This is a genomic window from Chlorobium sp. (assembly GCF_049593655.1).
Lineage (GTDB): Bacteria > Bacteroidota > Chlorobiia > Chlorobiales > Chlorobiaceae > Chlorobium.
Genome location: NZ_JBAWHG010000044.1, coordinates 33,435 through 46,174, shown reverse-complemented (window position 1 = coordinate 46,174; position 12,740 = coordinate 33,435). Strand labels below are relative to the sequence as shown.

Genomic DNA, 12,740 nt, shown 5'->3' with positions numbered 1-12,740 from the left:
CGTTTCAAGACAAAGTCAGGCGGTCCGGGTGATGATGCATCCGGGCCGCTTTTGCTTTTGAGGGAGGATGGATTCAGGGGCGGATAAGACGCAGAAATTCGCTTCGTGTGGAGGGGGATGCAAGAAACTCTCCCGACATGGCCGACGTGGTGGTGACGGAGTTCAGTTTTTCGACGCCGCGCATGACCATGCACATGTGGCGCGCCTCGATGACGACCGCCACGCCTTTCGGGTTCAGAACGTGCTGTATTGCGTCGCGGATCTGCTGGGTCAGTCGTTCCTGAACCTGGAGACGCCGGGCATATATCTCCACAACCCGCGCTATTTTCGAGAGCCCGACGATTTTCCCGTCCGGGATGTATGCCACATGAGCCTTTCCGAAAAAGGGGAGCAGGTGGTGTTCACACATCGAGAAGATGTCGATGTCCCGTACGAGCACCATCTCATCGTAGGCTTCGGTAAACACCGCTTTTTTCAGCACCTCTTCAGGATCCTGGCGATATCCCCGCGTCAGGAAGCGCATGGAGCGGGCAACCCGTTCCGGGGTTTTAACCAGACCCTCGCGCTCCGGGTCTTCACCCACTCCGTCAAGCATGGTGTAGACTGCATCGGCAATTCTCGACAGCGCATCGGTATCGTTATCCTGCACTTCATACAGGCAGTCGTCATCGATGCACTGGCTTGCCCGACCGGAATGGTGAGCCGGTTTATTCTCCAAGGTATCGGACAGCGTTTTTTCCTGTTTCATATATGTTGACTTCGTAAAGGGAGATTTCCCGGTTGTTGAATTGTTTGAGTCGGTTTTCAAGAATATCCCAGACGAGCACGGCAAGTACCTCGGTTGTCGGCACGCAGCCGCTGAGTTCGGGTACGTCGTAATTCAGATGGCGATGGTCGAATCGCGCAATGATTTCCTCTTCGAGTATGTTTTTCAGCAGCTTCAGGTCGAACAGGAACCCTGTTTCAGGGTCGGCCGTTCCGTAGAGGGTGATCTCCAGTTCGTAGTTATGTCCGTGTCCGTGCTCATTGCTGCACTTTCCGTACAGGCTGCGGTTTTCTTCATCGCTCAGTTCCGGGTTGAAAAGACGGTGAGCGGCATTGAACTCGATTTTTCTCGAGACATAGACCTTTCTCGGCTTTTCCAGTAGATAGTTCATAGGCAGACGGTTTCTGTTGCAGGAAATATGAGCAGGAACACGATAACCTGTGGGGAGCCGGTAAAAGCAACCGCCATCGCAGATGCACAAGGTAAGGTTTTCGAACAACCAACCGAGGGTACAATTTATAAGTTTCCTTCCCGAATGCCGCTGTAAAGATGAGCAGGGGAGTGCGAAACTGAAAAGCCCGATTGCCTGTTTACCTGTTGAGAAGCTCGAAATCATAAAGGAATTCGCCCCATGAACGCATCCGTCACCTTTCGCAACACCATGCCTCTTGCCGGGACCACCAGGGCCGGCCACGTTACCCTGTTCGATACGTCGGCGGAATTTCACGGAACCGGATCGGCGCCCTCTCCGATGGAGATGGTGCTTGAGTCGCTTGCGGCCTGTTCCATGATGGACGTCATCAGCATTCTCAGGAAGAAGCGCCGGGATCCGGTAGCGCTTTGCGTGGAAGTCGATGGTGATCGAGCCGAGGAGCATCCGAAAGTTTTTACCGCAATCAGCATGCGTTTCAGTCTCGAAAGCCCCGACTGTCCTCTTGCCGATTTCCATCGTGCGGTCTCGCTCTCGATGGAGAAATATTGCAGCGTCGCGGCCATGCTCCGGCACTCTGGGTGCCGTATCGAGTGGAAGACCGAACTGTTGCGGGAGGCGCATCAATGAATTTGTTCCGCGTCAGGATTGTTTCGTTGAGCGGTACTCGAAATCCTCATGTACTTCGTGTACACTCCGGTTTCTGCGTTCCGTTCGCCTTGCACTCCTGCCGCTCACGACAATTCATTGATGCGCCTCACAATATGTCCTGATGATCAGTGACCGGCTTGAAAAAATCAGGGATCGCGGTTGTTTACATCATAAATGAAACACAATACCTATGTCCAAATCGCTCAACGATCTCATACAGTCCAGCGCGGTGCCGGTTTTCGTGGATTTCTGGGCCGAATGGTGCGGGCCGTGCAAGATGGTGACTCCGTCGGTAAAAAAGCTTGCCCTGGAGTTCAGTGGCAGAATGGTGGTGGTGAAGGTGAACGTCGACCGGCAGCCGGCTGCGGCGGCACAGTTCCAGGTACAGGGCATCCCCGCACTCATGCTGTTCGACAAGGGTAAGCTGGTGTGGCGCACTGCCGGAGCGCTGTCGTATCAGCAGATCAGGGCAGAGGTGGTGAAGGTTCTGGTGTCATAGGGTTACATAACGAACAGGCGGCACAGGTCCCTTGAGACCGTTGTGCCGCCTGTTCGTTATGCTTACGAATCCCTGCGGTTCATCACCGTGAGGAAGTAGACGAGCTGCATGATGGCCTGCGCTGCGGCGGCTACGTAGGTGAGCGCCGCGGCGTTGAGCACTGCGTTCACTCCCTGCATTTCGGCAGGGGAGACGATGCCCTGCGAAACGAGCAGTTCCTTGGCCCTCCGGCTTGCGTCGAACTCCACCGGAAGGGTTACCAGAGCGAAAAGCGCCGTGGCGGCGAAGAGGATAATGCCCGCCCACGCAAGCGAGGTGCCGAGCGTCCCGGCCATGAACATGCCGACCATGAAGATGATCGGACCGAGATTGCTGCCGATAGAGACAGCAGGAACCATGAGCGAACGGAGCTGCAGCGGCATGTAGCCGGTTTTGTCCTGCAGCGCATGGCCGGCTTCGTGAGCCGCCACTCCGACCGAAGCGATGCTCGGCAGGCTGTAGACCTCCTCGCTCAGGCGCAGTGCCTTGTGGCGGGGATCATAGTGGTCGGAAAGCATGCCGCGGGTGGCCTCGACCGTCACATTGGCGAGCCCACCGCGCTCAAGCAGTTTGCGTGCGGCCTGCGCCCCGTTGATTCCTGAGTTGGTACGCACCTGCGAATATTTTTTGAACGCTGATTTAACCCTGAACTGTGCCCACAATCCGAGCAGCATGGGTGGAAGAGCGAAGACGAAGTATAATGGATCGAAGTACATGGTGTGTCGTAAAAGGTTATCTGGTCGTTATAAATACAGTTCAATAGATAATCGTTACCTGTGAGAAAAAACAACGAAACATATGCATTAGTTTCGTCAGGCGCAACTGCCGCATCTGTCTCCTTCCTGTTTGAAGTTATCTGGTGCGCAATCTTGCGTTTTCGGCCCATAGCGGTTTACCGGGAACGAAGAGCGTGGTTTATTTCATTATATTGATAGCAGATGCACGTTTTCACCGAATAGTCTTTCCATGGCAAGATTTGCGTACGGCCGCAGCTGTGCGGCATGCATGCTCATATCGTTCTCCCTGCTCTTTCTTTTCAGGCAGGGTTATGCGGCCGCGCAGGTCACGGTATCGCGAATCGTGCTTTCGGGATCGGTAAATCCCGCCAGCGCACAGTATTTTTCCCGGGCGCTTGCAGCGGCTCATGCCGACGGTTCAGCGGCGCTGCTGGTGGAGCTCGATACCCCCGGAGGTCTGGTAAGTTCCCTTCGCCTGATGGTGCAGGATGTACTGGCCTCGAAAATTCCCGTCATCGTCTATGTCTCTCCTTCGGGTGCGCAGGCCGCTTCCGCCGGAGCACTCCTGATGCTTTCGGCACATGTTGCGGCCATGTCGCCGGGCACGGAGATCGGGGCGGCCCATCCGGTAGGCATGGGAGGGGGGGACAGAGAGGGCGATGTTATGAGCGGTAAAGCCGCGAGTGATCTTGCCGCTTTTGCCAGAAGTCTTGCCGAGGTGCGTGGCAGGAATCCGGAATGGGCGGAGCAGGCGGTTCTCCGGAGCCGGGCCTCAAGCGCCAGGGAAGCGCTTCGGATCGGCGTGATCGATCTGATTGCCGCCAAGCCTGCGATCGTGCTCAGAAGCGTTGACGGCCTGAAGGTCAGGACCGCCGGAGGTGAAGTGACGCTTGCAACCGCTGACGCCTCACTGAAACCGATAGCCGCGACCTTTCAGGAACAGGTTCTCATGAGGATTGCCGATCCGAACATTGCCTATATTCTTTTTCTTGCTGGGCTTGCCGGTCTTTACTTCGAACTTGCCAGTCCCGGAGCGATTTTTCCCGGTGTCGCCGGGGCGGTTTCGCTGCTACTGGGGCTTTACGCCATGCAGATGCTTCCGGTCAGCATCACCGGTGTGCTTCTTCTTCTGCTCGGCGTGCTTTTTCTCGGTTTTGAACTGTTCGTAACCAGCGGAGGTGTTCTTGCAATTGCGGGCCTCATCGCACTTTTTGCAGGCTCGCTCATGCTTTTCGACACTCCGGGCTCGGGAACAGAGCTCTCCCTGTTTGTTTTTCTTCCTGTATTTCTTGTTTTTGCAGTTGCGGCGGGAGCTATCGTCAGGGTTGTCCTGCGATCCTCCTCCTCCCGGCAGCTGAGCGGACAGGAGGGCCTGCTGGGAGAGAAAGGCCGTGTCGTGAGACGGATCGAAGGCGCTTCTGCCGGCAAGATTTTCGTGCATGGAGAGCTGTGGGACGCCGTTGCAGGCGAAAAGCTGCCGGAAGGAACTCCGGTAAAGGTGACAGGTATTAAGGGACTTCAGTTACAGGTAACAAAAACAGAGGAGTAGCGATATGCTGACCATGAATATTCTTACAATCATTATTCTTCTTGCGGTTTTTCTCGGCTCGTCGGTCAAGATACTGCGAGAGTACGAGCGTGCGGTCGTGTTCCGTCTCGGAAGGCTGCTTGGCGCAAAAGGACCGGGCATGATCATCCTCATTCCCGGCATAGACAAGATGGTGCGGGTGGATTTGCGCACGGTAACGCTCGATGTGCCACCCCAGGATATCATCACCCGCGACAACGTTTCCGTTAAGGTGAGCGCGGTGGTCTATTTCAGGGTTCTCGATCCCGTCAAATCGATCATCGATGTCGAGGATTTTCATTTTGCGACATCCCAGCTTGCCCAGACGACGCTGCGCAGCGTCTGCGGGCAGGGAGAGCTCGACAACCTGCTCGCCGAAAGGGACGAGATCAATGAACGAATCCAGACCATTCTCGACAAGGATACCGAGCCGTGGGGCGTTAAGGTAAGCAAGGTCGAAGTGAAGGAGATCGACCTTCCCGAAGAGATGCGCAGGGCGATGGCCAAGCAGGCGGAGGCCGAGCGGGAGCGCCGTTCGAAGATCATCAATGCTGAAGGGGAGTTCCAGGCTTCTCAGCGCCTTTCCGAAGCAGCGGCGATCATCTCCGCCACTCCTGCGGCGCTGCAGCTTCGCTATCTGCAGACTCTGCAGGATATTGCAGCGGAAAACAATTCCACCATTCTTTTCCCGGTTCCGATAGACCTTCTCCGCCCGTTCGTGGAAAAGGGGGCCTCCTCTTCGTCAAAGGAATCCTAAAACCATACAGCCATGTTCAAGATTCGAACCATTCTCTGCCCGGTCGACTTTTCCGATGCGTCCCGAAAAGCCGTGCGTTATGCGCATGAATTCGCCGTCAGCATGGGCGCTGCGATGTTTCTGCTCAATGTCGTCGAGCCCAGGCCCATGGCCGTCGATCTTTCACTGAACTATATTCCTCTTGAAGAGGATCTCGAAAAAGCTGCCGAGGCTGACCTTGATGCCCTGAAGAATGAACTGCTCCGAGAGGGGCTGAAAGTCGAAAGCTCTGTGGAGATCGGCAATCCTTCCGACGTGATTCTCGAAAAAGCCGCCGAGCTCGACGTGAACCTCGTCATCATGGGTTCGCACGGCAAAAAGGGTCTCAGCCGACTCATCATGGGCAGCGTGGCCGAAACTGTGGTGCGCAAGGCCGACTGCCCGGTGCTGATTGTCAAGAGTGCCGAAAAGGAGTTCATCGAGGAGCAGTGAAGCCTCCGTTGCCCGCTTCAGAGGGTTTTCCGGGGAAAGTTTGATGGTCAGGATTTGGGGTGAAAGGCCTCGATCAGGACTTTCGCTCCGCTGAAGGGGCTCAGGTTACCTGAACGTACCTGCTCTTCTATTCCGGGCTGCAGGGCCTGAACGGATGGATCGCCGAAAAAACGGGCCCTGAGCATGGCGTCGAGTACCGTATGAAGCAGTTTTCCCAGCTGTTCCTGCCGGCGGGCCTGCAGGGCGTTGTTGCTTCGCATGAGCGCGACGGTATCGCGTATTTCTTGCCAGACTTCGCTTATACCGGTGCCGGAGTGCGACGAGGTGAGAAAGGTTTTTCGCTCGTGGAAATGGTGCCTGGGCGGAAGCATGCCGAGAGCGGCTGCAAAATCGGCTTTCGATACATTGGCCAGCTCTGCCTGCCGTCCGTCTGCTTTCGTGATGGCTATGGCATCGGCAATTTCCATGATGCCGCGCTTGATGCCCTGCAGTTCGTCTCCCGATCCGGGAAGCATGAGCAGCAGGATGAAGTCCACCATCGAGTCGATCATGATTTCAGACTGGCCGACCCCGACGGTTTCCACGATAATGATGTCGAACCCCGCGGCTTCGCACAGTACGATAGCTTCATGGGTTTTTGGCGACGTTCCTCCAAGATGGCCGGAAGAGGCCGTAGGCCGGATAAAGGCTTCATGTTTTCCGGCAAGTTTTTCCATTCTCGCCTTGTCGCCGAGTATGCTTCCTCTGGAGCGGCTGCTGCTCGGATCGATGGCAAGCACGGCAAGCCGATAGCCTTCGCTGATGATCATTTCTCCCAGCGCTTCGATAAAGGTGCTCTTGCCGGCGCCCGGCGATCCGGTTATGCCGATCCGGATGGTCTCTTTTTTTTCAGCCAGGCAGCGGTCGAGAATTTCGTGCGCTCTCTTTTCATGATCCGGCTTTGTCGATTCGATCAGGGTTATGGCGCGACTCAGCATATGCCGGTCTCCCCCGAGAATGCCCCTGACCATTTCGTCAACGCCGGGTTCGCAGGGTTTGATGTATCTCTGCATGGCTCTTTGGCTGCTACTCATGTTCGAATTTTGCGAGCAGAAGCCTGAGAATGCGTATCGCCGCCTCGGCGATCACCGTGCCGGGTCCGAAAATGCCGGCCACTCCCTGTTCGTAGAGGAATGCATGGTCGCGTTCGGGAATGATGCCTCCGGCTATGACAAGAATATCGTCGCGGTGCGACTCCCTGAGCTCGGAAATGATTTTCGGAATAAGCGTTTTATGTCCTGCGGCAAGGCTCGATATGCCGATCAGGTGCACGTCGTTGTCGAGCGCCTGCCCTACAACCTCTTCAGGGGTCTGGAAGAGCGGGCTGATATCCACATCGAAGCCGATATCGGCAAATCCTGCAGCGATCACCTTTGCGCCGCGGTCGTGACCGTCCTGACCGACCTTGGCCACCATGATTCTCGGCCTGCGCCCTTCGTGCGAGGCGAAGCGGTCTGCAAGCTCCTGCGCCTCCTGAAATAGCTTGTTGTGCTGCATCTGTGAGCGGTAGACGTTGGTATTGAGTCTGATCGATGAGCGGTACCGTCCGAACACCTTCTCGCAGGCGGATGAGATTTCACCGAGGGTTGCTCTCTTGCGGGCGGCATCCACGGCAAGTTCGAGCAGATTGCCCGTTGCCCCTGCGGCACAGTTTTCTATTGCCGCCAGAGCCGCCGTGGTTTCATCGCTGTTGCGCCGGGCTTTTATTTCCGCGAGGCGCTGCATCTGCTGTTGCAGCACAAGGGTGTTGTCGACCTCGAGAAGTTCGATATCGGTCCGGCTGGTGGTGGTATAGCCGTTCACTCCGACAATGATATCTTCGCCACTGTCGATACGGGCCTGTTTGCGGGTGGCAGCTTCTTCGATGCGGAGCTTCGGGATGCCCTGCTCGATAGCCTTGACCATGCCGCCTGCTTCTTCGATTTCCGTGATGATCTTCCAGGCTTTCGCGGCAAGTTCTCCGGTCAGGTACTCGACGTAGTGCGAACCCGCCCAGGGATCGATGCTCCGGGTGATATCGGTCTCTTCCTGCAGGTAAAGCTGCGTATTGCGGGCTATGCGCGCCGAGAACTGCGAGGGGAGAGCGATAGCTTCGTCGAGCGCGTTGGTGTGGAGCGACTGGGTATGGCCGAGTGCAGCCGCAAGCGCCTCGACGCAGGTTCGGGTGATGTTGTTGAACGGGTCCTGTTCGGTGAGGCTCCAGCCGGAAGTCTGGCAGTGCGAGCGGAGCATCAGGGATTTCGGGCTTTTCGGATTGAAGCCGCTTACGATTTTCGCCCAGAGCATTCTTGCCGCGCGCAGTTTGGCGATTTCCATGAAATAGTTCATCCCGATCGCCCAGAAGAAGGAGAGCCGGGGAGCGAAGGCATCGATGTCAAGTCCTGCCTTGAGTCCGGTGCGGATGTACTCGAGTCCGTCGGCAAGCGTGTAGGCAAGTTCGAGATCGGCGGTGGCTCCCGCCTCCTGCATGTGATAGCCGGAAATGCTTATCGAGTTGAATTTCGGCATGTTGCCGCTGGTATAGCGGAAGATGTCCCCGATTATGCGCATGGAGGGTTCAGGCGGGTAGATATAGGTGTTGCGTACCATGAACTCCTTGAGGATGTCGTTCTGGATGGTGCCGCTCAGTTTTTCGGCCGGAACGCCCTGTTCCTCGGCTGCCACGATATAAAACGCCATGACCGGAAGCACTGCGCCGTTCATGGTCATGGACACCGAAATGTCGTCGAGGGGAATGCGGTCGAAGAGGATTTTCATATCCTCGACCGAATCGACGGCGACGCCGGCCTTGCCAACGTCTCCTACTACCCGTTCATGGTCGGAATCATAGCCCCGGTGCGTGGGAAGGTCGAATGCCACCGAGAGCCCTTTCTGGCCGGCGGCAAGATTTTTCCGGTAAAATGCGTTCGACTCCTCGGCGGTCGAAAAACCTGCATACTGCCGGATGGTCCATGGCCTCGAGGTGTACATGGTGGTGTAAGGGCCGCCCGTGTAGGGAGGAAACCCCGGGGCGAAGTGCCGGTGAAGGTATTTTTCCGTGTCGGTTGCCGTATAACGTGAGCTGATGCCGATATTTTCGGCGGTGCTCCATTTTTCCTGAGCCGGTTGTCCTGTGCCGGGAGTTTCCTCTGTTGAGGGCGAGAAAATATCGATGGATGAAAAATCCGGTCTCATTGTATTCCGGTTTTGGTGTGATACGATTGCAGCATGGCAAGGACGTCGACACCGGTATAGATGAAGCTGTCGAGTCCCGCGTTAAAGAGTTTTTCCGGGTTATCCGGCGGTTTTCCGGCAAAAACCGTTATGAGAGAGGGCTGTCGCTCCGAAAGGGCCCGGCAGAAGGCCTCTGCCTGCGGTACCGGATCTTTTTCGGCAACGCAGAGCACGGCGATTGCCGGGCTGTCGATGAGCGCCTTGTCGCAGGTCTCAACGTTACCGTCAAGTATGGCGGTTCCCGCGATATCGAAGCCTCCGCACCGGAAAAAATCTTCGGCAAAGGCCGCCTGGCGGAAGCTGATGGCAGGGTCACCCGAAAGCCCGATAAAGACCGTGGGGACGCGACCCGTGAGGCTGCGGTGCTTTTCGGCTTTAAGGCGCAGGCGTTCGAACGCTGCGGTCTGGCTCCCCGGAGGTTCCGCATCCAGGGCCTGCAGCAGTGCCTCGATGTTCCGCTCCTGAACCGGAGTGAGCGGCCACGGATACCGGTTAACCCCGATCAGGGTCTTTTTGCGGTTTTCCAGAGTCTTTTTTCTTGCGGCACCGCTCCCGGAAATGGCCCGCGTTACCGTTCCGTTTTGCAATGCAACTGCAAGACCGCCGGCTGCTTCGATTTCCAGGAAGAAGCTCCATGCGGACTTTGCCAGTTCCGCGCCGAGTGTTTCGATGTAGTGCGATCCGGCGGCCGGATCGGCGACACGGTGCAGGAAGGATTCCTCCCTGAGGATGAGGTGAATGTTGGCTGAAATTCGTTCAGCGGTGTTTTCCGAAACGGAAAGGCCGTTGTCGAACGGGTCTATCTGCAGTGTCTGGTAGCCTCCGAGAACTGCCGAAACCGCTTCGGTCGTCTGACGCAGCACATTGGTGAAGGGGTCGAGTATCGAGCGGTTGGCTGCGGATGTTCTTGCGAAAAGCCGGGGCATCGTGTTTTTTCGTGCACCCCAGGCTTTCAGCAGAGGGGGCAAGAGCGCCCTGAGCGCTCTCGGCTTGGCAAGTTCGGTGAAATGGCTTGAACCTGTGGCCATGATGACTTCCATGCCGGCAACCACAATGTCGGCTTCCATGCCGGCTTCGGTAAAGCGGTGGAGGGTATCGCTTGCAGCGGCAAGCGCAAGCGCGATCTCCTGGGACGCGGTCGCTCCCTGGTCGTGCCAGGGCACGGTATCGACCGGAAGAAAGCGGAAATCGGGCATGGAGTGGCCTGCATTGCAGATGGCGAGTTCTTCACCGGCCGGAATCCGGTCGGTCGCGGTAAGGATTCCTCCGGTATTGCTGCTGAATTCCGGCATCTCGGCAAGGGTTTCCATGAGAAGCAGGGGGTTGCCGAGATGCCCGGAAAAATAGATCGCAACGGCGGGAACGGAGATTCCCTGAAGGAGCCGGATGATGTTTTCCCCGGTGCAGAGGTCCTGATTGCAGAAAAAGAACTCCAGTGCGGTCACGTCCTGCGAGAAACTTTCAAGCGCACTGCTGTTTGCCTGATGAATGTCTGAAACGGCGATCCGGCGGCAATTGCGCCAGATGTTTCCCTGTTCCGGATTTGACCTCTCCGATAGTGCGGCGGTATTGTCGGGAGCGTACCACGGTTCGAGGGTGAAGCCGTCAGGCGTGGTCCACCTGATTCGCTCGAAAGGTGTCTGGCGGAGATCCAGAGAGGCCTGTGCTTTCCATTCGTCCCATCCTACAGGCGTAAACTCCTGAAACAGCTGTTTTTCTGTAAGTAGTGTCATTGATAGTTGTTACTGTGAAAGCTTTTCCGATGGAGCCGGCGCATCATGTTCCTCCTTGTACTGCCTGAGCAGAACGGCAATGTCGTGCCTCATGTTTCCGGGCAGCGAGGTCCGCTTTGCAAAACCCTTCTGCATAAGCCATGAAGTTGTCTGGAAGTCTCTTGATGTGGATTTGCCGGTGTACTGTTCGATGACCCGTTTGCCCGAAAATCCGATATTTCCTGCGTTGTGCTCGAAAACCCTCCATCCTCTCGATGCGAAGCCGATGGCAACGCCGCCGAGTGTCGGGTCTGTGACGATGGTTATAACCGGAAGACCGGCTTTTTCAACGCTCGACAGGGCTACATGGAGTTTCGGGAGGCTTACCATCGAAGAACATCCTTCGTGCATTCTCGCGCCTCCGCCTGATGCCTGTATGATGAGCGGTTTCCTGCCGGCAATGGCTTTTTTTGCCGCCAGCCAGATTTTTTCACCGGTCGACATGCAGAACGAGCCGCCCAGAAAGTTGAAATTGGTGGCACAGAACACGACAGCCTCTCCTTCTATGGCGCCGTCTCCGGTAATGAAGGCGGATGCAGCACCGGTCTTGTGCTGTGCGGCTTCTATTTTCTGCTGGTAGCCCGGAAAATCGAGAATGTCCCGGTCAACGACATGACGGGTTTCCGGGTGCTCCCGGAACGAGTCCCGGTCGAGCACCAGATCGATATAGTCGTGAGCCGAAAGGCGCGTGTAGCGATGTCCGCAGGTGCTGCAGACGAAGTTGTCGGCGAGCAGCGTCGTGTAGAGTACCGGGTCGTGGATTTTTTTTCCGTCAATGTCCGTACACCGTTTATGGCGCGCAATGAAAAGACGCTTTTCCGGTTTCGGTATGAAGTAGGTGACCGGCTTTTCAAAAGCGAGAATATCCTCTTCGCTGATCGTGTCCCATCGCCCTATTTTTTCCCATCGCCGCATTCTGGTTTCGAAAATCTTGTCGGCGGGAGTTGCCCGGAGTTTTTCAATCCACGCGGCTACGGTAACCCTGAAGGATTCCATCGCGGGTTCCCTGAAACGGTGGGCCGGACCATCCGGTTCGGTGATCAGTTCGTCGATGATGCCGTTTTTCACCCCCTCTTTCGAGGTGATCTGGGAGATTTCCGCTGCCAGACCGGCCTTGTGCCTTGTGTGGAAGAGAATTGAACTGCAGGCCTCGGGAGAGATGACCAGAAAGGTTGAGTACTCCATGGCAAGCACTCCGTCGCAGCCTGTCAGGGCAACGGCGCCACCGCTGCATCCCCGGTTGATGATTACCGAAAGGGTTGGCGTCCTGGATTCGGCAAGTGCCTGCATGCACCGTCCGATGTTCCAGGCAATGCCTCCGGCTTCCGATTCCTCTGACGGGTCCGCTCCGGCGGTGTCGATAATGGTGATGATGATGCGGTTTTCCGTTTCGGCCAGCTTTATCGCATCAAAGGCCTTGCGGAAAGCCGCCGGCGTCGGCATGCCGTGGTTCCACCGCTTTACGCTCAGGGGGTCCCTCATGAGTTTTTTCATGAGGCCGAAATCGGATGTTGGCCCGGACTGCTGTCCGATCAGCATGACCGGAACCCGCTCTTTTCCGCAGAGAATGGCTGCCCGATGCGTCTGGATAACGCAGCTTCCGAACTCGTCGTTCGAAAGACACTCTTCTGGCTCGCTGAATACGGAAAGGTAGTCGAGATACTTGGGGCGTTCGGGGTGAAATGAGAGCTGATATTTTTCGTACTCGCTCAGGGCTTCGACAGCTTCATGCGAATAGCTGAATTCCTCTCTTTTCTCAAAAGGCAGATAAAAATGTTCCACAGCTTGCTGCTAAATGG

Annotated in this window: 12 protein-coding genes; 5 read left to right on the top strand and 7 right to left on the bottom strand. The window is 56.4% G+C overall.

The window, feature by feature from the left end; translation table 11 throughout:
- Window positions 1-73 precede the first annotated feature (73 nt).
- A complete protein-coding gene (gene folE, locus WBP50_RS07035) occupies window positions 74-748 on the bottom strand; it encodes a GTP cyclohydrolase I FolE (RefSeq protein WP_423932767.1) in 675 nt (224 codons plus the stop codon).
- Window positions 708-1,157 carry a 6-carboxytetrahydropterin synthase gene (locus tag WBP50_RS07030; RefSeq protein ID WP_423932764.1) on the bottom strand — a complete coding sequence of 150 codons (450 nt, stop codon included), beginning with the start codon at window positions 1,155-1,157 and terminating at the stop codon, window positions 708-710. The genes folE and WBP50_RS07030 overlap by 41 nt, the downstream gene beginning before the upstream one ends.
- 240 nt (window positions 1,158-1,397) lie before the next feature.
- Between WBP50_RS07030 and WBP50_RS07025 the strand changes: the two genes are divergently transcribed.
- Both WBP50_RS07025 and trxA read left to right on the top strand, forming a co-directional pair.
- Entirely contained in the window at window positions 1,398-1,826 is a 429-nt protein-coding gene (locus WBP50_RS07025) for an OsmC family protein (RefSeq protein ID WP_423932762.1), read from the top strand.
- Between the two features lie 211 nt (window positions 1,827-2,037).
- The gene (trxA, locus tag WBP50_RS07020) at window positions 2,038-2,346 is read left to right on the top strand and encodes a thioredoxin (protein ID WP_423932759.1); all 309 of its coding nucleotides are present in this window, start codon (window positions 2,038-2,040) and stop codon (window positions 2,344-2,346) included.
- Window positions 2,347-2,408: 62 nt separating this feature from the next.
- Here trxA and WBP50_RS07015 read toward each other — a convergent pair whose 3' ends face one another.
- Window positions 2,409-3,101, bottom strand: coding sequence for a zinc metallopeptidase (locus WBP50_RS07015; RefSeq protein ID WP_423932757.1), 693 nt, complete (start codon window positions 3,099-3,101; stop codon window positions 2,409-2,411).
- Between the two features lie 250 nt (window positions 3,102-3,351).
- Here WBP50_RS07015 and WBP50_RS07010 point away from each other — a divergent pair, with 250 nt between their 5' ends.
- From WBP50_RS07010 to WBP50_RS07000, 3 genes are read left to right on the top strand one after another with little or no spacing between them, the layout of a single operon-like run.
- Window positions 3,352-4,671, top strand: coding sequence for an NfeD family protein (locus WBP50_RS07010; RefSeq protein ID WP_423932754.1), 1,320 nt, complete (start codon window positions 3,352-3,354; stop codon window positions 4,669-4,671).
- Between the two features lie 4 nt (window positions 4,672-4,675).
- Window positions 4,676-5,446 (top strand): slipin family protein, encoded by a 771-nt coding sequence (locus tag WBP50_RS07005; protein WP_423932751.1) that lies wholly within the window; start codon window positions 4,676-4,678, stop codon window positions 5,444-5,446.
- A 12-nt stretch (window positions 5,447-5,458) separates the two neighbouring features.
- A complete protein-coding gene (locus tag WBP50_RS07000) occupies window positions 5,459-5,917 on the top strand; it encodes a universal stress protein (protein WP_423932749.1) in 459 nt (152 codons plus the stop codon).
- 47 nt (window positions 5,918-5,964) lie between these two features.
- Here the strand turns inward: WBP50_RS07000 and meaB are convergent, their stop codons facing one another.
- The 4 genes from meaB to WBP50_RS06980 are packed head-to-tail and all read right to left on the bottom strand — an operon-like array spanning window position 5,965 to window position 12,723.
- Window positions 5,965-6,969: a methylmalonyl Co-A mutase-associated GTPase MeaB gene (meaB, locus tag WBP50_RS06995; protein WP_423932747.1), complete on the bottom strand. Its 1,005-nt coding sequence runs from the start codon at window positions 6,967-6,969 to the stop codon at window positions 5,965-5,967.
- A 13-nt stretch (window positions 6,970-6,982) separates the two neighbouring features.
- On the bottom strand, window positions 6,983-9,130 hold the full coding sequence (scpA, locus tag WBP50_RS06990; RefSeq protein ID WP_423932745.1) for a methylmalonyl-CoA mutase: 2,148 nt from the start codon (window positions 9,128-9,130) through the stop codon (window positions 6,983-6,985).
- Complete coding sequence (locus tag WBP50_RS06985; RefSeq protein ID WP_423932743.1) at window positions 9,127-10,902, bottom strand: methylmalonyl-CoA mutase family protein; 1,776 nt, start codon at window positions 10,900-10,902, stop codon at window positions 9,127-9,129. The genes scpA and WBP50_RS06985 overlap by 4 nt, the downstream gene beginning before the upstream one ends.
- A 9-nt stretch (window positions 10,903-10,911) precedes the next feature.
- The gene (locus tag WBP50_RS06980; protein WP_423932740.1) at window positions 10,912-12,723 is read right to left on the bottom strand and encodes a carboxyl transferase domain-containing protein; all 1,812 of its coding nucleotides are present in this window, start codon (window positions 12,721-12,723) and stop codon (window positions 10,912-10,914) included.
- Between the last annotated feature and the right edge of the window lie 17 nt (window positions 12,724-12,740).

Bases quoted from the DNA above. Each gene is read 5' to 3' on its own strand.
- trxA (WP_423932759.1), top strand. From the start codon at position 2,038: ATGTCCAAATCGCTCAACGATCTCATACAGTCCAGCGCGGTGCCGGTT.
- WBP50_RS06985 (WP_423932743.1), bottom strand. From the start codon at position 10,902: ATGACACTACTTACAGAAAAACAGCTGTTTCAGGAGTTTACGCCTGTA.
- folE (WP_423932767.1), bottom strand. From the start codon at position 748: ATGAAACAGGAAAAAACGCTGTCCGATACCTTGGAGAATAAACCGGCT.
- WBP50_RS07030 (WP_423932764.1), bottom strand. From the start codon at position 1,157: ATGAACTATCTACTGGAAAAGCCGAGAAAGGTCTATGTCTCGAGAAAA.
- meaB (WP_423932747.1), bottom strand. From the start codon at position 6,969: ATGCAGAGATACATCAAACCCTGCGAACCCGGCGTTGACGAAATGGTC.
- WBP50_RS07015 (WP_423932757.1), bottom strand. From the start codon at position 3,101: ATGTACTTCGATCCATTATACTTCGTCTTCGCTCTTCCACCCATGCTG.
- WBP50_RS07010 (WP_423932754.1), top strand. From the start codon at position 3,352: ATGGCAAGATTTGCGTACGGCCGCAGCTGTGCGGCATGCATGCTCATA.
- WBP50_RS07025 (WP_423932762.1), top strand. From the start codon at position 1,398: ATGAACGCATCCGTCACCTTTCGCAACACCATGCCTCTTGCCGGGACC.
- scpA (WP_423932745.1), bottom strand. From the start codon at position 9,130: ATGAGACCGGATTTTTCATCCATCGATATTTTCTCGCCCTCAACAGAG.
- WBP50_RS07000 (WP_423932749.1), top strand. From the start codon at position 5,459: ATGTTCAAGATTCGAACCATTCTCTGCCCGGTCGACTTTTCCGATGCG.
- WBP50_RS07005 (WP_423932751.1), top strand. From the start codon at position 4,676: ATGCTGACCATGAATATTCTTACAATCATTATTCTTCTTGCGGTTTTT.